Annotated in this window: 25 protein-coding genes; 10 read left to right on the forward strand and 15 right to left on the reverse strand. The window is 35.4% G+C overall.

The window, feature by feature from the left end:
• Positions 1 to 126: 126 nt before the first annotated feature.
• The 9 genes from SAUT_RS11170 to SAUT_RS06180 form a co-directional block, all read right to left on the reverse strand.
• Positions 127 to 249 (reverse strand): DUF3149 domain-containing protein, encoded by a 123-nt coding sequence (locus SAUT_RS11170; RefSeq protein WP_013327009.1) that lies wholly within the window; start codon positions 247 to 249, stop codon positions 127 to 129.
• Positions 250 to 253: 4 nt separating this feature from the next.
• On the reverse strand, positions 254 to 724 hold the full coding sequence (locus SAUT_RS06145; RefSeq protein ID WP_013327010.1) for a tRNA (cytidine(34)-2'-O)-methyltransferase: 471 nt from the start codon (positions 722 to 724) through the stop codon (positions 254 to 256).
• Positions 724 to 1,560, reverse strand: a complete 837-nt coding sequence (gene purU, locus SAUT_RS06150; protein ID WP_013327011.1) for a formyltetrahydrofolate deformylase — start codon at positions 1,558 to 1,560, stop codon at positions 724 to 726. The genes SAUT_RS06145 and purU overlap by 1 nt, the downstream gene beginning before the upstream one ends.
• A complete protein-coding gene (locus tag SAUT_RS06155) occupies positions 1,561 to 1,890 on the reverse strand; it encodes a CiaD-like domain-containing protein (protein ID WP_013327012.1) in 330 nt (109 codons plus the stop codon).
• Positions 1,881 to 2,129, reverse strand: coding sequence for a tetratricopeptide repeat protein (locus tag SAUT_RS06160; protein WP_013327013.1), 249 nt, complete (start codon positions 2,127 to 2,129; stop codon positions 1,881 to 1,883). Before SAUT_RS06160 ends, SAUT_RS06155 begins: the two co-directional genes overlap by 10 nt.
• A 12-nt stretch (positions 2,130 to 2,141) precedes the next feature.
• On the reverse strand, positions 2,142 to 3,209 hold the full coding sequence (gene leuB / locus SAUT_RS06165) for a 3-isopropylmalate dehydrogenase (protein WP_013327014.1): 1,068 nt from the start codon (positions 3,207 to 3,209) through the stop codon (positions 2,142 to 2,144).
• A complete protein-coding gene (locus SAUT_RS06170) occupies positions 3,209 to 3,715 on the reverse strand; it encodes a 3-isopropylmalate dehydratase small subunit (protein WP_013327015.1) in 507 nt (168 codons plus the stop codon). Before SAUT_RS06170 ends, leuB begins: the two co-directional genes overlap by 1 nt.
• 133 nt (positions 3,716 to 3,848) lie before the next feature.
• Positions 3,849 to 4,637, reverse strand: coding sequence for a flagellar basal-body rod protein FlgG (gene flgG / locus SAUT_RS06175; protein ID WP_013327016.1), 789 nt, complete (start codon positions 4,635 to 4,637; stop codon positions 3,849 to 3,851).
• An 18-nt stretch (positions 4,638 to 4,655) separates the two neighbouring features.
• Complete coding sequence (locus SAUT_RS06180) at positions 4,656 to 5,477, reverse strand: flagellar hook-basal body protein (RefSeq protein WP_013327017.1); 822 nt, start codon at positions 5,475 to 5,477, stop codon at positions 4,656 to 4,658.
• Positions 5,478 to 5,621: 144 nt separating this feature from the next.
• On the opposite strand from SAUT_RS06180, the gene rpoD reads away from it, so the two are divergent.
• The gene (rpoD, locus tag SAUT_RS06185) at positions 5,622 to 7,469 is read left to right on the forward strand and encodes an RNA polymerase sigma factor RpoD (RefSeq protein ID WP_013327018.1); all 1,848 of its coding nucleotides are present in this window, start codon (positions 5,622 to 5,624) and stop codon (positions 7,467 to 7,469) included.
• Between the two features lie 2 nt (positions 7,470 to 7,471).
• Positions 7,472 to 8,161, forward strand: a complete 690-nt coding sequence (locus SAUT_RS06190) for a hypothetical protein (protein WP_013327019.1) — start codon at positions 7,472 to 7,474, stop codon at positions 8,159 to 8,161.
• On the opposite strand, the gene SAUT_RS06195 is transcribed toward SAUT_RS06190, so the two are convergent.
• Genes SAUT_RS06195 through hemL form a run of 3 tightly spaced genes read right to left on the reverse strand, consistent with a single transcriptional unit; the run spans position 8,158 to position 10,340 of the window.
• On the reverse strand, positions 8,158 to 8,703 hold the full coding sequence (locus tag SAUT_RS06195; RefSeq protein ID WP_013327020.1) for a hypothetical protein: 546 nt from the start codon (positions 8,701 to 8,703) through the stop codon (positions 8,158 to 8,160). The two genes, SAUT_RS06190 and SAUT_RS06195, sit on opposite strands and share 4 nt — an antisense overlap.
• Positions 8,687 to 9,055 carry an AtpZ/AtpI family protein gene (locus SAUT_RS06200; RefSeq protein WP_013327021.1) on the reverse strand — a complete coding sequence of 123 codons (369 nt, stop codon included), beginning with the start codon at positions 9,053 to 9,055 and terminating at the stop codon, positions 8,687 to 8,689. Before SAUT_RS06200 ends, SAUT_RS06195 begins: the two co-directional genes overlap by 17 nt.
• Positions 9,045 to 10,340 carry a glutamate-1-semialdehyde 2,1-aminomutase gene (hemL, locus tag SAUT_RS06205; RefSeq protein WP_013327022.1) on the reverse strand — a complete coding sequence of 432 codons (1,296 nt, stop codon included), beginning with the start codon at positions 10,338 to 10,340 and terminating at the stop codon, positions 9,045 to 9,047. Before hemL ends, SAUT_RS06200 begins: the two co-directional genes overlap by 11 nt.
• A 94-nt stretch (positions 10,341 to 10,434) precedes the next feature.
• On the opposite strand from hemL, the gene SAUT_RS06210 reads away from it, so the two are divergent.
• A complete protein-coding gene (locus SAUT_RS06210; RefSeq protein ID WP_013327023.1) occupies positions 10,435 to 11,319 on the forward strand; it encodes an energy transducer TonB in 885 nt (294 codons plus the stop codon).
• Between the two features lie 11 nt (positions 11,320 to 11,330).
• Here the strand turns inward: SAUT_RS06210 and SAUT_RS11575 are convergent, their stop codons facing one another.
• The 3 genes from SAUT_RS11575 to SAUT_RS06225 form a co-directional block, all read right to left on the reverse strand.
• Positions 11,331 to 13,598 carry a methyl-accepting chemotaxis protein gene (locus SAUT_RS11575; RefSeq protein ID WP_013327024.1) on the reverse strand — a complete coding sequence of 756 codons (2,268 nt, stop codon included), beginning with the start codon at positions 13,596 to 13,598 and terminating at the stop codon, positions 11,331 to 11,333.
• Between the two features lie 102 nt (positions 13,599 to 13,700).
• Positions 13,701 to 14,621, reverse strand: coding sequence for an HpcH/HpaI aldolase/citrate lyase family protein (locus SAUT_RS06220; RefSeq protein WP_013327025.1), 921 nt, complete (start codon positions 14,619 to 14,621; stop codon positions 13,701 to 13,703).
• Positions 14,611 to 14,958 (reverse strand): c-type cytochrome, encoded by a 348-nt coding sequence (locus SAUT_RS06225; RefSeq protein ID WP_013327026.1) that lies wholly within the window; start codon positions 14,956 to 14,958, stop codon positions 14,611 to 14,613. Before SAUT_RS06225 ends, SAUT_RS06220 begins: the two co-directional genes overlap by 11 nt.
• Positions 14,959 to 15,018: 60 nt before the next feature.
• Between SAUT_RS06225 and folD the strand changes: the two genes are divergently transcribed.
• From folD to trpB, 7 genes are read left to right on the forward strand one after another with little or no spacing between them, the layout of a single operon-like run.
• On the forward strand, positions 15,019 to 15,876 hold the full coding sequence (folD, locus tag SAUT_RS06230) for a bifunctional methylenetetrahydrofolate dehydrogenase/methenyltetrahydrofolate cyclohydrolase FolD (RefSeq protein WP_013327027.1): 858 nt from the start codon (positions 15,019 to 15,021) through the stop codon (positions 15,874 to 15,876).
• Entirely contained in the window at positions 15,877 to 16,686 is an 810-nt protein-coding gene (gene lepB, locus SAUT_RS06235; protein ID WP_013327028.1) for a signal peptidase I, read from the forward strand.
• Positions 16,673 to 17,350, forward strand: coding sequence for a site-2 protease family protein (locus SAUT_RS06240; protein ID WP_013327029.1), 678 nt, complete (start codon positions 16,673 to 16,675; stop codon positions 17,348 to 17,350). The genes lepB and SAUT_RS06240 overlap by 14 nt, the downstream gene beginning before the upstream one ends.
• 11 nt (positions 17,351 to 17,361) lie before the next feature.
• Positions 17,362 to 17,793 (forward strand): ribose 5-phosphate isomerase B, encoded by a 432-nt coding sequence (rpiB, locus tag SAUT_RS06245; RefSeq protein WP_013327030.1) that lies wholly within the window; start codon positions 17,362 to 17,364, stop codon positions 17,791 to 17,793.
• A gap of 17 nt (positions 17,794 to 17,810) precedes the next feature.
• Positions 17,811 to 18,143 (forward strand): hypothetical protein, encoded by a 333-nt coding sequence (locus SAUT_RS06250; protein ID WP_013327031.1) that lies wholly within the window; start codon positions 17,811 to 17,813, stop codon positions 18,141 to 18,143.
• Positions 18,144 to 18,152: 9 nt separating this feature from the next.
• A complete protein-coding gene (locus SAUT_RS06255; RefSeq protein ID WP_013327032.1) occupies positions 18,153 to 18,704 on the forward strand; it encodes an adenine phosphoribosyltransferase in 552 nt (183 codons plus the stop codon).
• 2 nt (positions 18,705 to 18,706) lie between these two features.
• Positions 18,707 to 19,906, forward strand: coding sequence for a tryptophan synthase subunit beta (trpB, locus tag SAUT_RS06260; protein ID WP_013327033.1), 1,200 nt, complete (start codon positions 18,707 to 18,709; stop codon positions 19,904 to 19,906).
• The last annotated feature ends 10 nt before the right edge of the window (positions 19,907 to 19,916 follow it).

Here is a 19,916-nt window from a genome sequence, read left to right on the forward strand (position 1 = left end):
TGAATTATTGTAATATTAGTGCATATTTACAATAGAAGGATGGAAGATGTCATTACTTATTAAAAATGCAGAAAGTTTATTTGAGAAGTTTGAAAGCCATTTGGAAAACTGGGCAGAAAGATTATTTTAGGATTTGAGATCTTTGTCTTTTTCACGTTCTTGCGATTTTGTTTTGTGATAACCGGCAAATATAAAGACCATAAACAAAACAAACAAAATTGTCATTAGTGTGTCAAAGAAACCGCTCATTATTTTATGCCTCCTCAAATGTAGAATAATTTTGGCGTATTGCATCATAAAGGACTATTCCTGTACTGATTGCCAAATTAAGACTGCGTCCCTCTTTAGTCATAGGAATAGTAATGTTTTGAGATTTATATTTATTTAAAATATCTTCGGGGATTCCTTTTGTTTCACTGCCAAAGAAAATATAATCACCCTCTTTAAAATCTGCATCAAAATAGGGTCTGTCTGTTTTTGTTGTAGCAAAGTATGCATTACATGTAATGTCATTATGCTCAAAAAATTCTTCTATATTTTCCCACACTTTCAAATCAAGCTTATCCCAATAATCAAGTCCTGCACGACGGACAGCTTTTTCATCTATATCAAAGCCGATAGGCTTGATAAGATGTAGCGTTGCTCCCGCATTGACGCATAATCTTCCGATTGCACCTGTATTGTTAGGAATTTGAGGATTCACCAAAACTAAGTTAAAAGACATTAAAATATTACCGTTCTGTTTGCATAAGTAAAAATTCTGTCTTCTAAAGCAAGCTTTAATGCACGTGAAAGAACTACTTTTTCAACATCTCTTCCTGAACGCTGCATATCTTTCCAACTGTATGCATGGTTTACATGTATAATCTCTTGAGCGATAATCGGTCCTTCATCAAGATTGTTATTCACAAAGTGTGCTGTTGCTCCAATGATTTTCACACCTCTGTCATAGGCTTGTTTATAAGGGTTTGCCCCTATAAATGCAGGTAAAAATGAATGGTGTATATTCATAATTTTGTTCTCGAATGTTTCTACAAATCTCGGTGTTAAAATTCGCATATATTTTGCTAAAACTATAAAATCAATACCCTCAAAGCTTTGTATAGCCTCAATAATTTTGTTTTCATGCTCTTGGCGCTCTAAACCTTCATGTGAAATAGTAATGTAAGGTATATCAAATTTACTTACAAATGATTCTAAATTATTATAGTTAGAAATAACTGCCACAATATTTGCTTCAAGTTCACCCGCTTCATGACGTATAAGAATATCGCCGAGTGCATGAATCTCTTTTGTTGCCATAATTATTATATTTTTCTTTTTAGGTTCTACAACTTTGATACCGCACTCATTAGGAAGTACCTCTGTCAATGCATTAATAAGTTCATTTTTATTAACATCTCCATCAACAACACTACGCATAAAAAACTTATTGCTCTCTTTGTCAACAAACTCACTGTTTGACAAAATATTCAGGTCAAAACCATAAAATATACTTGAAACCTTATGTACAAGTCCTTTTTCATCATTTGCATCTATTAAAACCCTATACTGACTCATCTACAGGTTTCCTTTTTCTAATTTTTCAACACGGGCATCTATTGTTGCCAGTGTATACTCTAAAAAATTAAGTGTCATATCTACTTTTGCTTCAATATTTGAGTTGTTTGGCGCTTGAAAACCTTCAAAAAGCACTAAAAGTCTTTCTCTTATAGAGTTTAAATACATTAATTCACTGTCCATAGATGCACTGTTTTCATTTATTTGTTGAGGCTTTTCTTCAAATATATCTTCTGTTGCAGGCTCTTTTACCATTTCTTGAACAATCTTTACGGGTGCATCATCTTCCATTTCAGCCAGTGTTGATAATATTACATCTTTTAGTTCCATGCTTTTAATAACCACCTTTCAAACTCTTTAAACTCAACTTCTGTGTCCATTTTCAAAAAATACTCTTTCATCTGAGTATTTACATGTAAAAACTTTTTTCTCATACCAGACAATCTCCTAATAGCAATTTTAGCATCACTGTTATTTGGATCTTTTTTCAAGACTTCTTTATAAATCTCAAGAGCTTCTTCTTTTAAGCCTTGAAGTTCATAAATATTTGCTAAAGTCAGAGTCTGCATGAGTAAACCAGCCTATTTTTCTATATAGTTTGCAATAATTGAGCCCATTTCACTCGTTGAACAAACTTCTTTTGCATCAAACTGAGCCAAATCTCCTGTTCTGTAACCTTCACTCAATGCTTTTTTAATGGCATTATCAATTTTATCGGCAGCTTTTTCTTCTTTAAGCGCATATTTAAGCATCATTGATGCTGAAGAAATTGTTGCAATAGGATTAGCAATCCCTTGTCCTGCAATATCTGGTGCTGAGCCGTGAATAGGCTCATATACACCGATTTTAGCACCAACTGAAGCTGATGGTAATAATCCGATAGAACCTGAAAGCATACTTGCTTCATCACTTAAAATATCACCGAAAATATTTCCTGTAAGCATAACATCAAATTGCTTAGGATCACGTATAAGCTGCATTGCTGCATTATCTACATACATATGTGAAAGTTCTACTTCAGGATACTCTGTTGCCACTTCTTCAACAGTCTCTCTCCAGAGTTGAGAAACATCTAAAACATTTGCCTTATCGATCGAGCAAACACGTTTACCGCGAGTCATTGCAATTTTGAACGCCTGATGAGCTATACGTACGATTTCATCACGTGTATATACCATAGTATTCCAGCCTTTTGTTTCATCTCTTCCTTTAGGCTCACCAAAATAGATGCCACCGATAAGTTCGCGAACGACCATCAAATCAACACCGCGAACAATCTCCGGTTTTAAAGAAGATGCATTTACAAGTTCATCATATACAACGGCAGGACGAAGATTTGCATAGACACCGAGTTCTTTTCTAAAACGTAAAAGTCCGCTCTCAGGACGCTTCTCGCGAGGAAGATTGTCCCATTTTTCTCCACCGATAGCACCAAAAAGAACAGCATCAGAGTTTAATGCCCCTGAAATCGTCTCTTGAGGAAGAGGGTCACCTGTAATATCATAAGCACATCCACCCATCAATAAATCTTCATATTGAAGAGAAAACCCGCTGTATGATGCAACAGCATCTAAAACTTTTACAGCCTCATCAATAATCTCAGGACCGATACCGTCACCCTTAATAAGCGCTATTTTATATGATTTCATTATTTTTCACCTTCTACTTCAGTTTTTGCAAAGTTCATTAAACCGCCTGCATCTATCAGTTCTTGCATAAATTCAGGAATTGGTGTGAAATTGTATGTTTTATTTGTACTTTTATTTGTTATTGTACCGGCATTCATATCAACACTGATATCATCACCCTCTTTAATCTCAGTCGCTTCTTTTAATTCAAATATAGGAAGTCCCATATTAAATGCATTTCTATAAAAAATTCTTGCAAATGTAGGTGCAATAATAGCAGCAACACCGGCAGCTTTAAGTGCGATTGGAGCATGTTCGCGAGAACTTCCACAACCAAAATTCTCATCTGCAACTATGACATCGCCCGAAATCATTTTATTTACAAATTCAGGATCAGCATCTTCCATTACATGTTTTGCAAGTTCTTCGGGGACTGAAGTGTTTAAGTATCTTGCAGCAATAATCAAATCTGTATCTATATCTTTTCCAAATTTCCAAACTTTTCCATTTATGTTTGCTTTTTGCATCTAAAATCCTATTGTTTTAACTAAATAATTTTGCGATTATATCCAAATTGTGATGTGAAATTAATTAAAGAATGATTTTCTGGAGAAAAACGGCATTGATATTAATAAGTATCAATGCAATTTCAGGGAATTATTATCGTTTGAGATTATTTGTAGTTTGAAGCATTTCATCACTGGTAGTAATGATTTTTGAGTTCGCATCATAAGCGCGCTGCCCTGTAATCAGGTCAGTGAGTTCAACTACCAACTCAACATTGCTAAGCTCAACAAACCCCTGTCTAATCGTTCCTAATCCATCAACTCCGGGGATACCTTCAACCGGTTGACCTGAACTATCTGTTTCAATATAAAGGTTATCACCCATAGCATGCAGACCTGCCGGATTTATAAAGTTTGTCGTTTGAATCTGCCCTATTTGTGTTGCTTGTGTCTGTCCTGGCTGAATTACTGTTACTGTTCCATCTGTACCAATATTAATATTTGTAGCATCAGGTGGAATAACAATCTGAGGTATTAATGTATATCCGTCACTGTTCACAACTGTTCCGTCCTGGTCTATTTTAAAAGCACCGTTTTTCGAATATACTTCCGTACCATCAGGCAGTTCCATTTTAAAAAAACCTTTCCCTGTAATAGCCAAATCGAGATTATTATCGGTCTGCTTTAAAGATCCTTCGGAAAATATTTTATTAATCGCTGTAGGACGAACACCCAATCCAACCTCAATTCCTGTGGGACTTTTTGTTGTATCACTGGTTGAAGTTCCTGCATATTCCATTACATGGTACATCAAGTCAGCAAATTCAGCACGAGATTTTTTAAATCCGATAGTATTCACATTGGCAATATTATTCGCTGTAGTATCAATTTGTGTCTGCATTCCCAACATTCCTGTTGAAGCAGTATAGAGTGATTGCATCATCTTTAATTATCCTTTAGTTTATGCTTTACGAGCAATTTTTTCTATTGCATCTTTGTTCATATCATTCATCTGTGTATCCATGGCTTTTTGATACATACCTACAAGTCTGTTCGTCTCTATAAGCTGTGTCATCATTTTTACGGCATTGACATTGCTTTTTTCAACAAAACCCTGACGAACCGCCCCGCTTTGTTCAATACTTTTAAGAGAATTTATGTCTGCGAGTTTATAAAGATTGTCACCCTCTTTAACGAGGTCTTTAAGGCTCTCAGGCTGAGCAATAAATAATTTTTTATTTTGTACTAAAGATGCACTGTTTGGAACATTTGTTAAAATCTGACCATTTTTATCTACTTCTATAATACTGTCTGTTGTCGCAAAACTAATCCCCTCTTGTGAATTTTGATAATCACTTGGAAGCACTTCATAGCCCTGCTTGGTAATAAGCTTCCCTTCATCATTTAACGTAAAGGCACCATCACGAGTAAGTCTGACACCTTCAGGTGTTTTCACTGCAAAAAACAGACCTTCTTGTGAGAGTGCAAAATCTAGAGAATTTGAACTTTTCTGCATATTTCCGACAGAATAATTTGTATATGAATCCACTATCTGCGGTGCTCTTGTCATTGTTCTGTTAAGAAATGCCGCACCCGCTTTAGAGTTGTTTGCATTTGAAAGTTCATCTCTGGCCTCTTTGTAAAGTCGCATAAAGTCGCCAACTATGAGCTGATCTTCTTTAAAGCCGTTTGTATTAACATTCGCCAAATTATTTGCAATAGTATCGAGTCTGTTAAACTGCGTCACCATTCCAGCAGCAGAACTATAGTAGCCTGTTTGCATCTGTTGCCCCTGTTTTTGTGTATTTGTCATTTTACTAGCAAAGTGTGTTCCAAAAATATTTCATTCAATAAAAAGCAATTATTAAGAATATTTCGGTATAATCCACCTTTTAAAAACCTTAACTCAATTGGAGCATACTCCCATATGACAGCAAAAGAACTCAACAAAGCTTTAGAGACTTTTTTTGAAGAACATAAGTCCAAAGACTGCGTCACTTATGAATCTTTAATCGAATTTTTTGACAAACAGCCGACAGCTGCACAGGCAAAAAATATTTATAAACTTCTCCAAAAAAACAAAAAATGTATTTATACTTCTAGCGAACATGCTAAAAAATTAAATGATCAAGAAGCTGAAGCACGCAGAAGTGCCCAAAGAAAAATGCTTGAAGACAATGAAACTGACAAGTTTGACATCTTAAAAGAGCATGAACTTCTTGAATGGTCTCGTTCAGATTCTCCTGTTCGTATGTATCTGCGTGAAATGGGTCAAATTCCTCTTCTTACAAAAGAAGAAGAAATTGAAATTTCAAAAAAAATTGAAGCCGGTGAAAGTATTATAATTGATGCCATCTGCTCTGTGCCATATTTAATAGACTTTATTTTAGACTATAAAGAACCTCTTATTAACCGTGAAAGACGTGTTAAAGAGCTCTTTAAAAGCTTTGAAGATGAAAAAGATGACGGCGATGACAATGACGACAGTGATGATGATTCAGCAGAAAAAACACTCTCTGTAAAAGACAAAAGTAGAGTTGATAAAGTCTCTACAAGTTTTAAAGCATTAGAAAAAGCAAAAAAAGACTGGGTAAAAGCTGCAGAAAAAGTACCTGAGAACCTTGGTGACGAGCTCTCAGAAGGAACTGTTCAGTATTACTTGACAGTGACATTTAAAAAAGCTGTACTCAAAGAAAAGCTTCTTGATCTTGGTCCAACTTCTAAACTGATAAATGAACTGGTAAAAGCAATGGAAACGGCACTAAAAAGTGATGAAGGATATGACAAAGAACTGAAACGTTTAGAGTACAAACTTCCACTTTTTAATGCAACTTTAAAAGCAAATCATAAAATTTTAGTAGAAAAAATCCAAGACTTAACCAAAGAAGATATAGCAAATATGGTGCCTGAAGCTACAATGGTTTCTACTTATATGGAAATCAAGAAACTTGTACAGACAAAAGAAGCTTCAAAAAACAGTTTTGATATGGAACCTGAAAAACTTGCTGATATTTTAGAACAAATCAAGCGTGGTAAAAATATTTCTGAAATTTCTAAAACAAAAATGGCAAAATCAAACCTGCGTCTTGTTGTTTCTATTGCCAAGCGTTACACAAACCGAGGACTGCCGTTCCTTGACCTTATTCAAGAAGGTAATATCGGGCTTATGAAAGCCGTTGATAAATTTGAATATCAAAAAGGATATAAATTTTCAACATATGCTACATGGTGGATTCGTCAGGCAATTTCTCGTGCTATTGCAGACCAGGCAAGAACAATCCGTATTCCTATTCATATGATTGAAACCATTAACCGTATCAATAAAATTATGCGTAAACACCTGCAGGAAAACGGGAAAGAGCCCGATGTTGATACAATTGCAAAAGAAGTTGGACTTTCTGTTGAAAAAGTCAAAAATGTTATTAAAATTACAAAAGAACCTATATCTCTTGAAGCACCGATAGGAAGTGAAGATGATGGTCGATTTGGTGACTTTATAGAAGATAAAACATCACTTTCTCCTTCTGATGCGATACTAAAAGATGACTTGAGAATTCAAATTGAACAAGTACTTGAACAATTAAATGAAAGAGAAAAAGCTGTAATCAAACTCCGCTTTGGAATTATGGATGATGAAAGTGACAGAACGCTTGAAGAAATCGGCAAGGAACTTAGTGTAACTCGTGAACGTGTTCGCCAAATTGAATCAAGTGCGATTAAAAAGCTCAAACATCCTAAAGTTGGACGAAAACTTAAAAACTATATCGAAGAATAATTATGAATATGACATTAGAACAAAAATGGATAGAAAATGATTATAATCCATTTATTTTATTTAGTTCTAATGGAAAAATCATATCTCTCAACAGTGAAGCTCAGTTTCTACTTGGTTCAGCACAACCAAGTGAGCTTTTCAGCCTCGCACAGACATATGCCAACATCACCTTTGGATTCAAAACTACATTCTTAGAGCTTGAGTATGGCAGATATAAGTTTTTTGCTATAACCGTCGGTTATGAGGATGAAGATCAAATAGGCATGAAATTATATCAGGCACCAACATATAAAATTAATACCAAAAAGCCTGATGGAGAGCTAACAAATATTTTCACAATTACGGACCTGTGCATCGCAAGTAATTCAATCAGTTCTGAAATAACCTTTATAAAATCATATGACCCTACCATTCCAGAAGTTATACTTAATGCAAATAATCTTATAAAACTACTCAATCTCATCTACAAAGCGTGCCAAAGCAGTAAACGTATAGAGACAAAAATATTCTACAGAGTCGGTGAACATATTAAATTCAATGATAAAAAATATAGTCTTTTTTCAATAGCAATTTCAGCAGATGCAATCAATAAATCTATGATTCCTGATATTAAAATGCTTGCAGAAAAGTATGATTTTTATGTAGATATCGGCAAAAAGATATCTATTAATCTGCCTATGATAACTGATTAGGCAAATACTTCTCTCGAAATTAAAGAACCAGCAACAATACCGATAAGCAGCGCCGGCAGATAATATACCAAATCTAATACATCATTGTTTTTTAATGCTATAAAGCCTAAAATAAGAAATATATAAGGCACAAGTCTCATTATAGCAAAACTTCCTCTTATGCCGTGTTTGGCATTTTTAAGACTCAATGTTTTTATTTTTGCTTTTTCCTCTTTGACTATCTGTTTTAAATCCAGCTCCTCTATCGGTGCATCATTAATTTCTGTATCATACCCCAGGGTACCTTCTCTGACTTCGTCATTCACCTTGTCATAGAGTTCGTGCGGGTCATCTATCGTGTCTAAAACATCTCTATCTTCCTCATATTCACCCGAATCAATTTTTGAATGTATCATTTTTCTGTAGGCAAAAGATGACCCAAGTATAATCAAAAATGCGCTTAAAAATGCAATTTCAATATTTAAAAATATTTTTTGAGAATAAAAGTATGTAATAAAAATTAAAATTTGTACTCCAAAAAAAATACTAATAGCTTTTTTCACCGTAGTCCTCATCATCCTCGTCATCTTCGAGTTGTTTTTTTATCGCATATCTATCTTCTTTAGCTAATTTTTCAAACTCTTTATACTGCTTTGAGTATGCTTTGTACACATTTAAAATTGCTGCTGCTATTCCTATAAAAACGCCGACCCAAAAGAGCCAGCCGATATCTGTCCATCTTTTTAACAGCCAGCCGATACCGACACCCAGTAAAACCGCTACAACCATAGATATACCCAAAGATAAACTGTCAGCTGCCTCTACAATGGGTTTTATTCTTGGTTTACGTTCTTGCCCCAGGGCATTCTCTCTAGCTTCGCTATTCACCTTATCTTGTTGATTATTATCCGGCATTTGTTATTTCCTTAAATACTTCATCACTTGCTTGTATGGTATTTTCTATCATCTCATCTGTAATTGCAGTGGAAATAAATCCTGTTTCATATAAAGAACAGGCAAAATAATAGCCTTTGTCAAGCATGCCTGCATGAAATTTTGCAAAAAGATCCGCATCACTCTTTGTGGCATCGTTGAAGTTCTTTACAGGTTTGTCATTAAAGAAAAAGCCGAACATAGAGCCTCTTGTATCGACCTGCATAGGTATATTGTATTTTGCGGCTGCATTTTGCATGCCTTCAACCAATCTTTTTGCTCTTTCGTTTAAAACAGCAATAACTCTTGCATTTTTCTTGAGTTTAGTCAATGCTGTATATCCCGCTGCCATAGCAACAGGATTTCCGCTTAATGTTCCTGCCTGATAAACAGGACCTTCCGGCGAAAGCATTGCCATAATTTCAGCACGCGCTCCAAAAGCACCTACAGGCATACCGCCGCCTATAACTTTTCCAAGTGTTACCATATCAGGTTTCACCCCTGTAATAGATTCAGCACCATTGACGCTTGCTCGAAAACCACTCATAACTTCATCAAACAAAAGTAAAGCACCATGCTCATCACAAACTTTACGAAGTTCATGCAAAAATTCTTTATCAGCCGGAACAAGTCCCATATTTCCTGCAATAGGCTCTATAATAACACAGGCAATATTATCTGAATCCGCAAAACATTTTTTGACACTTTCGATATTGTTATACTCAGCCAAAAGCGTATGTTTTGTAAAGTCAGCCGGGACACCCGGGCTTGATGGATTTCCAAAAGTTGCCGCACCGCTTCCTGCTTCAACCAAAAGTGCATCACTGTGTCCGTGATAGCATCCGGTAAATTTTACAATATCATCACGCCCTGTAAAGCCTCTGGCAAGACGAATCGCACTCATCACAGCTTCTGTTCCGCTGCTTACAAAACGCACTTTGTCAATTGAGTCAAAAAATGCAACAACGAGCTTTGCAAGTTCTGTTTCAGAGAGTGTCGGTGCACCGAAACTCAGTCCATGTTTTACAGCATCAATCACAGCAGCCTCTATGGCTTCATCACGATGACCAAATAGTAAAGGTCCCCAGCTCTGCACATAATCAACATACTCATTACCGTCTACATCTTTAAGGTATGCGCCCTTGCCTTCAGTGATAAAAATAGGCGTCGTACCCACACTTTTAAATGCTCTTACCGGCGAATCAACGCCTCCCGGGATTAAACTTTGTGCTTCTTGGAATGCTTTTTTTGATGCCTCTGTATTCATTTGTAACCTTGTGTATCTATTTTTTTATAATTATATCTAAGTACTATTAATATTGATTTGATATAATCTCACAAATATAATAAATGGATTATTTTTGAATAGATCTTCTTTTGCCTTTTTTGTTGCATTACTGATACATGTAATCATATTTTTACTCTTATGGATCTTGTGGACTTTAACGCCTGATATCAAACAACAAGCAATCCATAAAGAAAAAAGAATAAAAATATCGCTCAAAGAGATGCCCAAAAAACATAAAAAATCAGGCTTGACAAAACAAAAGGTAAAACCTTCTCCTATCGCTCCGCCTATGCCAAAAGGCTCACAACTCAAAAAAATAGTAAAACAAAAACCTGTAAAATATGAACCGAAAAAAACACCGAGAAAGCCGAAATTAAATAAGCCAAAAACAGTCCAAAAAGTTGTAAAGAAAAGCATTCAAAAGCCAAAAGTCAAACCTCTGCCAAATAAAAAAATGTATATTCCGTTAGAAAAAAAGACCAAACCAAAAGAGATAAAAAAACCGAAAAAAAAGCAAAATAAGCTTTCATGGCTCTATGAAGATAAATCCACTCAAGAAGAAAAAAATCTTAAGAAAAAAACAGCTCACAACAACAGTAATATTTCTCAAAATATTAAAAAGCTCTACGGTGATGAGTTCGGTAAACTTACCCCCGGACAACAGCAGTACATTTTAGACAATCAAGAAATTATGAGACGGATAACACAACAGGTACTTAACCGCGTTGCACGGGTAAACATTCCGCGTGATTTAAATGTAAACAGAAGCAATATCATAGAATTTTATCTGCACCCAAACGGAGATATGTCAGATTTTAGATTCATTTCAAAAAGCGGATACTATGTCTTGGATGATACAACCAGAGAAACTATAGAATATGCCTACAGCAGATACCCAAGACCAAAAGAGACAACACTTATACGATATAACGTGTATTATAATTTAGCAAGGTATTAAGCACAAAACAATTACGTTCTGTACTCATTAAGAAGTTCATTGAGCTTTTCTGTCATTTGAGAAAGATTTTGAGAAGCTTTAGAGATGCCGTCAACACTTTTTGTATTCTCTGAGGAGAGTTCATTGATATTTTCAACCTGATGAATCATATGATCGACGGTTTTAGAGTTTTCTACATATCCTTCAACTGTTTTATCGACTTTGATGAGTGATGATTGCATTGATGTCACACTTGTATCTATTTCTGCTTCAACATTTTGTGCATTGGTAGAAAGCTCTTCAATTTTACTTGCATTCTCAGACATCTGCTCACTTGTATCTTGAACAGACTGCACAATGACACTGATCGTTGCATTAATCTCTGAGAGTGATTTTTGTGTTCTCTCGGCAAGCTTTCTTACTTCATCGGCAACAACGGCAAAACCGCGTCCGTGTTCACCGGCACGCGCCGCCTCAATAGCTGCGTTCAATGCAAGCAGGTTTGTTTGATCCGCTATATCTGATATAACTTCTAAAACACCCTTAACCTGTTGTGTATCGCTTGAAAGCTGCTGTAGTTTTTCAGCCATTTCACTTTCAACTTGGGAACGGCTGTAAACTTCCGAAGCGAGTTCTTTGATGCTTTCATTTGCTTTTAAGAGCTGTTTGCCTGTTTCATCAATCTCATTTTTAACGCTTTGTGCATCACCGATTGCAACTTCAAGTACATTTTGCAACTCTGCACCTTCATTGGTTACATTTTTAACAATAGTAGCCTCTTGTGTAGCTTTTTCTTTAATATCTTGTGATGTTTTTGATAAATCATTAGCGATAGATGCATTTTCCATACTCATGCGTTTTGCAGTATCAACCGTTGTTCGTACCTTTTCTATGAATGCATTAATGTTATTGCCCACTTCATACATCTCATCACCTTCAGGCAGACTGATACTCTGTGTTAAATCCCCCTCGCCTTTTGCCAGATCATAGGCCGCATTTTGTAAAAGGGTCAATTTATTAATAACAAGCTTTTGAATAAAAATAATCATCAAGACAATTAAAATAAGGATAATGACAACAGAGAGTATGATAATGATGTTTCTTGTGTCGGCAACACTTTGAAGTGCTTCAGCTTTATCCATTTTAACAATAACACCCCATTTTAATCCAAAGAAGTTTACAGGTGTATATGCATCAAGTATATCTACTCCTCTGTAATCGACATCCATCATTACGCCGGTTTCACCATTTAAAACTCTTTTGACAGGTTCTGTGTCTAATTTTAAAATTCCAATTGTCGTCTTAAGTATTTTGACTTTTTCATTATGAATTTGATCTATAAAACGGCTGTTCGTTTTCATATATTTATCATTTCCTACCAAGAAAGCTTCACCCGTCTTTCCAAGCCCTACCTCTTCAAATTTTCCGCCGAAATTCATAATGTTGTTGATTTTATTTATCGGCAGTTTAAATATCAATACACCCTCAACATCTTCATGGAAATATAATGGTGTAGCAATAAACGCCGAAGGTTTATTAAAAGTGGGTTCATACGGAACAAAATCACTAAAAATAATCTGCCCGAGTTTTGTTTTTACAGCCTTTTTATAAATAGTTGCCAAAACACTGTTTTTATAAGGCCCCGATAGAAGATTGGTACCAAAATCTTTATTTTTAGCAGTTGTATAAACTACATTCCCCTCAGCATTAGCCAATATGACATCATCCATTCTAAATTGATCTACAATAGCTTTAAATTTTCTGTGATACAGGGCATGCTCTTTGGAGTAATCATCTTTATATTTTTTATTTTGACTGAATTTATCTTTTTCTTGATTTTTGTTTTCTACTATATACAACTCTTGTGCCAATTTTGCATTATTACTTGTTGGAAGATAAGCATTAACATTTCTTTTTGAAGATACATTCGAAAAATTAAAATTGATTTTATTGATATATTCAGACTGATAATTTTTTTTAAGTCTGTTTGTGACTGTATCAAGGTCAATATCACTGCCGATATCATCTTCCAAAGCATCATACCCGTCACTTAAAGCCCATAATATCTCAACAGTATTTATATCTTTTGCCATTGACTTTAAAAGACCGCCAAGCATATCAGTATATTCTGTTAAACTTTCAGCTTTACCGACAGCAACACTTTTGAGCTGATCCATTCTTGCTTGAACTAAGGCATTTGACGATTTGTCTATTGCGACTAAAGATATTGAAACCCCTAGTATAATAAGCCCTACGATTGTGAGGGCAACAAGTTTGAATTTAATACTTTTATAATTCATTTATTTAACTCCTATGATTTTTCACATATCTCAAATTATAACATCACTTTTTAACTCTAAACTTAAAATATTAAAAAAAATTATATCTCTACATGACAGAGACTATCGTGCCTGCAAAAGTTTCAAAGCACCTTTATATATAGGCTCGTCAATAAAACCATATTCTTCATCAACAAAACCTGTTATACCTTCGTCTTTATGCATTTCAAAAAGTCTGACGATAATTTGTGCTCTTTTTATATCTTCTTCTTTATTTATAAATAATTTATTAACAAGGGTAACCTGTTGTGGTGAAATGCATGCTTTTGCATCATACCCCATCTCTTTTTCCAGTAATAACCATTGCTCAAATGTCTGCAAATCTTTAAATTCCTGAAATACGAAAGAAATAGGCTTCACTTTCATCGCTTTTGCACTAATCAAAAAATGTGAAAGCACATATTTCATAGTCGGGTTTTGCAAATTAATTAAACTCTGAGAAAGTCCCATATCTGCAAATAAGTCTAAAATACCCAAATAAAACACCCCTACACGTTTATTTATTGCCAAGGTTGAAAGATTATGCCAGGACTCTGCTGTTTCTATAGAAAGGTGTAAATCTATCTCTTCATGCAAAAGAGCCAGTACATTTTTTACTTCATCGCTGTTTCTAATTTTAGGTACACGAATAGCATCAGGCATAAACTGATTCAGATAAGTGATTTCATCATAACCGCCTTCATCTAAGGCATTTACCCGTACAACCAGTTTTTTATCACTTTTTTTAAGTTGTGAAAGAAAAATGGCTGCCAAAACAAGCGCAAAAGGTTTGTCTTCTTTGCTTACACCATCTTCCAAGTTAAGCATAATACACTCAGCTTCCAAGCTTTCTATTTTAGAAAGATGTTTAATATTATGACAAGAGAGCATCAACACTGATTTAAAATTGTTTTTTTTGTTTATCTGGCGGAATGTCGGAACTGCCAAAGCATCTAGTGCAGCTAAATCTCTCTTCTTATATGCTTCTTCTATTTTATTTAACATTTTTTTTCTTCTTATCATTTTTATGCAGATATAAATAAAGTGCCTTGATTTCTTGGGTAGTTAAAAAATATCTTGGCATACCTCTTTTCCTTTGATTGAGAACTCGATAAAATTCATTGAAACCGATATTGTTAATTTGCGGACCGACGAAGCTTTTTTTCTTTTTTTTATGCACATAGTTTGCTATGACTTTTCCCTCACCGTTCTCTCCATGACAGCTTTGACAGCCTATTCCCCTTGGATTTTTGTAAAGTTGTGAGGCATATTCCATCGGTGTTATAAAGGTACTTGAGGACAAAAGAAGCAATGGAGTTATTAAAAAAAGTATATATTTCATTATTAGCCTAATATTATTTTAAAACGCTATAATATCAAAAAAATTATTTAAGAGGTTTAAATGCAGATTCTTGATGGGAAAGCACTCGCAAAAAAAATTGAAGAAAATGTGACAAATGAAGTTGCCAAATTAAAAGCCGAAACTGACCTGACACCTGGTTTAGCAGTTATATTGGTTGGACAAGATCCAGCCAGTCAAGCCTATGTAAATATGAAGAAAAAAGCATGTGACAGAGTCGGTTTTTACTCAGTAACACATGAAATGCCCCAAGACATTTCACAAGATGCGATAGAAAACACCATCACGATGATGAATCAAAACCCGAATATTGACGGTATACTCGTACAGCTGCCTCTTCCTCCACAAATTGACACAACAAAAATACTTGAGCTTGTAGATCCTGCAAAAGACGTTGATGGTTTTCATCCTTACAACGTGGGTCGTCTTGTGACAAATCTTGACGGTTTTGTTCCGTGTACACCACTGGGCGTAATGGAGCTTTTAAGTGAATATAATATAGATGTAAAAGGTAAAAACTGCTGCGTTGTCGGCGCTTCAAATATTGTCGGCAAACCGATGGCGGCACTCTTACTCAATGCAGATGCTACTGTTGAAGTATGTCATATTTTTACAGATGATTTGAAAAAACACACTTTGAATGCAGATATCATTCTTGTCGGTGTCGGTGTTATTAACTTAATCAAAGAAGATATGGTCAAAGATGGTGCAATAATAGTAGATATAGGAATTAACAGAGCCGACAATGGCAAACTTGTCGGTGATGTTGATTTTGCCAATGTATCTCCAAAATGCTCATATATCACGCCTGTTCCAGGCGGAGTCGGACCTATGACTATTGCCATGCTTTTGAGCAATACCCTCAAAGCTGCAAAACTTAATGCACAGAAGAAACGCTAAATGAAGAAAATTTTACACAAAGCCTACAAGTGGTCAAATTCATGGACCGGAACAATTGTCATTGTTCTTTTTGTTATTTTTTTTATTGCACAGGCTTTTAGAATTCCTAGTGGAAGTATGAAAGATTCTCTTTTAATAGGAGATCATCTTTTTGCTAAAAAATTTGCTTATGGTGTTCCTATGCCCTATATTCCATTTTTGGAAATTCCTATCATTCCATGGAGCAAAGAGCTGAAAATTGTCGATGGAGACACTCCAAAACGCGGCGATATTGTAATATTTAGATACCCAGGCAACATTAAACAGCATTTTGTAAAACGCTGTGTCGCACTTCCCGGTGACGAACTTTTTGTGGCAGATAAAAATCTTTTTATTCACTTTAAAGAGGGTGATGAGTGGATTAAAAAGAATTATAAACATTATGATATAGCTGTTTATAATGAAAAATTATGGGTAAAAGATCCTTATATGAAAAAACATCCTGGCATTCATCATGACCCAAAGATCATAAACAACGGACGTTTTCCAATCCAGATTTTTTATGTAAACCCTCTTAAAGTTGAAAAAAATCACTATTTTATGATGGGTGACAACCGAGACCATTCAAATGACAGCCGTTTTTGGGGCAGTGTTCCTTATGAAAACATTGAGGGTACACCTTGGTTTATCTACTTTTCTATTGACAAAAACTACAAAATCCGATGGGATAGAGTAGGAAAAACTCCTGCTGAATTAGAAAAACCAGAGCACTTAAAAAAAGCTATACAAGAAAGAGAAAAAGAAGACAAAGAATATTATGGACTCACTTGATATACTTAAAATAGCAGCTGCTGTTTTAGCACTTGCTATTGCAATTATCGGACATGAAATTATGCATGGATGGGTTGCTTACATGTACGGCGATATGACAGCTAAAAATGCAGGTCGCTTAACAATTAACCCAATATCTCACATAGATTTGGTAGGGACTATCATTGTTCCCGCTACTATGTACTTTCTGCCTATACTCCTTGGTTCAGATGGTGGAATCCTGTTTGGCTGGGCTAAGCCTGTTCCTATTAATACCTTTACCGTAATCAGCAGAGGCGGTTACAATGCTGCAATACAAGTAGATTTAGCCGGCATAGTCTATAATTTTACGATGGGAGCTTTTGCTGCCATCGCACTAACCGCAATGCATACACCGACAACAGCTGACTCACTTTTTTATATATTTTTATATATATTTGTATATCAACTGCTTATTATTAACATTGTTTTAGGAGTATTTAACCTGCTTCCGATTCCACAATTTGACGGTGGGCATTTTTTAATGCATCTTGCGTTAAAATATAAAATAAATTCCATTGCAGAGTTTTATTACAAATATGACAGATATGGAATTATCATTGTACTTATAATTTTAATGACACCATTAAATCAATATGTACTTTTTATGCCGGTACAGGCAATTATACATTTGTTATTATCATAGGAGGAGAAAAGATGAAATTTTATATAGGCACAGACCATGCAGGTTTAGAGTTGAAAAACTGGACAGTTGAACTTTTAAAAGCAAAAGGGCATGAAGTTCATGATTTTGGCCCCTTTACAAAAGACAGAGTGGATTACCCTGATTATGCACATAAAGTTGCAACTGCCGTTTTAGAAGATGAAAAATCACAAGGTATTTTAATCTGCGGCAGTGGTATCGGTATGAGCATGGCAGCAAATAAGCATCACGGAATCCGTGCTGCACTTTGCCATGATGCATATACGGCTATTGTAGCCCGTGGGCATAATGATGCAAATATTTTATGCTTTGGTGAACGTATAATCGGAAAAGGTGTTGCCGAGTCTATAATAGATGCATGGATTGCCAGCAGTTTTGAGGGCGGTCGTCATACTCAAAGAGTGGCAAAAATCGAGATTGATTAAAAAATAAAGGAAATTTTATGTTTTGGGAATGGTCACTTTTAACAATACTCTCCATTGTTTCTATATACCTGTTTGTAAAAATGTTTTACTTTAAAAGTATTACAAACAAAGAACAAAGAAGTAATGATTTGATGAAATTAACGCTTCAAGAGGCGGAAATTTTGATACGAAAGTACCAAATCCAACTCCAACGTGCACTTGGAAATGTTGATATATTAAGCGAAGAACTGACAAAACTGAGAAACGAGTTAAAAGTTTTAAAACAGAGAAACTCAAAACATAGACTAGAAGTAGACAGACTCAATGCAAAAATCAATGCATTAGAGGGTCGCATTGATGCGCTTTTATAAAGGATAAAAATGATAACACTGAGTAAAACTGAAAAACAAATCATAAAAAATTCAATTAGAGATATAAAAGACTTTCCAAAACCTGGCATTGTATTTAAAGATATCACTACTTTACTAAATAATAAAGAAGCGTATGGTGTTTTGATGAACCATTTATACCAAAGATATAAAGAGTACAATCTTGACTATATTGCCGGTATTGATGCCCGCGGTTTTATATTTGGAGCAGCTCTTGCACAAATGCTCGGACTTGGATTTGTGCCTATTCGCAAAAAAGGCAAACTTCCATACACGACTATCAGCGAAAAATATGCACTAGAATACGGTATAGATGAGATAGAAGTACATATAGATGCTTTTGGAGAAAAAGAAGGTGCAAGAGTACTTGTGATAGATGATTTAATTGCAACAGGCGGTACGGCAAATGCAGCAGCAACACTCGTAAATCAAACAGGTGCCGAGTGTGTAGAATGCTGCTTTATTTTAGGACTCACATTCCTAGACGGTATAAAAAAATTACAAGACAAAACTGATGTTTATTCAGTAATAGAGGTTAAATAATAATGTATATTCCCACTCCTTCAAAGTATGATCCTGATGAAAATGGACATTTTGGAATTTTCGGCGGTCGTTATGTTCCTGAAACACTCATGCCGGCACTGCTTCAACTCAAAGAAGAGTATGAAGCTATTCGGTTTAATGAAGATTTTTGGAAAGAAGTAGACTACTATTTGAAAGATTACGTAGGTCGTCCGAGTCCTCTCTTTTATGCCGAAAATATTTCCAAAGAAATCGGTGCAAAGGTTTACCTCAAACGTGAAGATTTAAATCATACCGGCGCACATAAAATAAATAATGTAATCGCACAGGGATTAATGGCAAAAAGGTTAGGTTACAAGAAGGTCATAGCAGAAACAGGTGCAGGACAACATGGGGTCGCAACTGCAACTATAGCCGCACTTCTTGGCTTAGAATGTGAAATATTTATGGGTGCAAAAGATGTAGAGAGACAAGAACTCAATGTGTTTCGCATGAAACTTTTAGGTGCAAAAGTAAACAGTGTTGCAAGCGGCAGTAAAACATTAAAAGATGCCATGAATGATGCCATCCGCCACTGGGTTACAAATGCAAGAGATACTTTTTACATTATCGGAACGGTTGCAGGTCCACACCCCTATCCTATGATGGTACGAGATTTTCAGGCAATTATCGGCTGGGAAGCAAGAGCGCAGATTTTGGAAAAAGAAAATAGATTACCGGATTATGTTATAGCCTGCATAGGCGGCGGTAGTAATGCTATAGGTACATTTCAACACTTTTTAGAAGATAAAGAGGTACAATGTATTGGCATCGAAGCCGGTGGCCTAGGTATTGAAACGAACAAGCATGGCTGCTCTTTAGAAAAAGGACGTCCGGGTGTTTTGCATGGTCAAATGAGTTATTTACTTCAAGATGAAGACGGACAGGTTCTTGAAGCGCATTCTATCAGTGCGGGGCTTGACTACCCGGGTATTGGACCCGAACATGCTTTTCATAAAGACAATAAATCAGTTTCATATGACAATGTAACTGACCAAGAAGCTTTGGATGCTTTTGTGTGGCTTTCTCAAAAAGAGGGAATAATTCCTGCATTTGAAAGTTCTCATGCCGTAGCATACTTGAAAAAAATGAAAAACATTGAGGGAAAACTCATCATAGTCAATTTATCAGGCCGTGGTGATAAAGATATGATTCAGGCTAAAAATATTCTACACTTTGATTAAATAATATCTC

Origin of the sequence: Sulfurimonas autotrophica DSM 16294 (assembly GCF_000147355.1) — a bacterium.
In the GTDB taxonomy this organism is placed as follows: domain Bacteria; phylum Campylobacterota; class Campylobacteria; order Campylobacterales; family Sulfurimonadaceae; genus Sulfurimonas; species Sulfurimonas autotrophica.

Excerpts from the sequence above, each read along its gene's own strand:
- SAUT_RS11170 (WP_013327009.1), bottom strand. The coding sequence starts at position 249 with ATGAGCGGTTTCTTTGACACACTAATGACAATTTTGTTTGTTTTGTTT.
- SAUT_RS06145 (WP_013327010.1), bottom strand. The coding sequence starts at position 724 with ATGTCTTTTAACTTAGTTTTGGTGAATCCTCAAATTCCTAACAATACA.
- purU (WP_013327011.1), bottom strand. The coding sequence starts at position 1,560 with ATGAGTCAGTATAGGGTTTTAATAGATGCAAATGATGAAAAAGGACTT.
- SAUT_RS06155 (WP_013327012.1), bottom strand. The coding sequence starts at position 1,890 with ATGGAACTAAAAGATGTAATATTATCAACACTGGCTGAAATGGAAGAT.
- SAUT_RS06160 (WP_013327013.1), bottom strand. The coding sequence starts at position 2,129 with ATGCAGACTCTGACTTTAGCAAATATTTATGAACTTCAAGGCTTAAAA.
- leuB (WP_013327014.1), bottom strand. The coding sequence starts at position 3,209 with ATGAAATCATATAAAATAGCGCTTATTAAGGGTGACGGTATCGGTCCT.
- SAUT_RS06170 (WP_013327015.1), bottom strand. The coding sequence starts at position 3,715 with ATGCAAAAAGCAAACATAAATGGAAAAGTTTGGAAATTTGGAAAAGAT.
- flgG (WP_013327016.1), bottom strand. The coding sequence starts at position 4,637 with ATGATGCAATCACTCTATACTGCTTCAACAGGAATGTTGGGAATGCAG.
- SAUT_RS06180 (WP_013327017.1), bottom strand. The coding sequence starts at position 5,477 with ATGCAAACAGGCTACTATAGTTCTGCTGCTGGAATGGTGACGCAGTTT.
- rpoD (WP_013327018.1), top strand. The coding sequence starts at position 5,622 with ATGACAGCAAAAGAACTCAACAAAGCTTTAGAGACTTTTTTTGAAGAA.
- SAUT_RS06190 (WP_013327019.1), top strand. The coding sequence starts at position 7,472 with ATGAATATGACATTAGAACAAAAATGGATAGAAAATGATTATAATCCA.
- SAUT_RS06200 (WP_013327021.1), bottom strand. The coding sequence starts at position 9,055 with ATGCCGGATAATAATCAACAAGATAAGGTGAATAGCGAAGCTAGAGAG.
- hemL (WP_013327022.1), bottom strand. The coding sequence starts at position 10,340 with ATGAATACAGAGGCATCAAAAAAAGCATTCCAAGAAGCACAAAGTTTA.
- SAUT_RS11575 (WP_013327024.1), bottom strand. The coding sequence starts at position 13,598 with ATGAATTATAAAAGTATTAAATTCAAACTTGTTGCCCTCACAATCGTA.
- SAUT_RS06220 (WP_013327025.1), bottom strand. The coding sequence starts at position 14,621 with ATGTTAAATAAAATAGAAGAAGCATATAAGAAGAGAGATTTAGCTGCA.
- SAUT_RS06225 (WP_013327026.1), bottom strand. The coding sequence starts at position 14,958 with ATGAAATATATACTTTTTTTAATAACTCCATTGCTTCTTTTGTCCTCA.
- folD (WP_013327027.1), top strand. The coding sequence starts at position 15,019 with ATGCAGATTCTTGATGGGAAAGCACTCGCAAAAAAAATTGAAGAAAAT.
- lepB (WP_013327028.1), top strand. The coding sequence starts at position 15,877 with ATGAAGAAAATTTTACACAAAGCCTACAAGTGGTCAAATTCATGGACC.
- SAUT_RS06240 (WP_013327029.1), top strand. The coding sequence starts at position 16,673 with ATGGACTCACTTGATATACTTAAAATAGCAGCTGCTGTTTTAGCACTT.
- rpiB (WP_013327030.1), top strand. The coding sequence starts at position 17,362 with ATGAAATTTTATATAGGCACAGACCATGCAGGTTTAGAGTTGAAAAAC.
- SAUT_RS06250 (WP_013327031.1), top strand. The coding sequence starts at position 17,811 with ATGTTTTGGGAATGGTCACTTTTAACAATACTCTCCATTGTTTCTATA.
- SAUT_RS06255 (WP_013327032.1), top strand. The coding sequence starts at position 18,153 with ATGATAACACTGAGTAAAACTGAAAAACAAATCATAAAAAATTCAATT.
- trpB (WP_013327033.1), top strand. The coding sequence starts at position 18,707 with ATGTATATTCCCACTCCTTCAAAGTATGATCCTGATGAAAATGGACAT.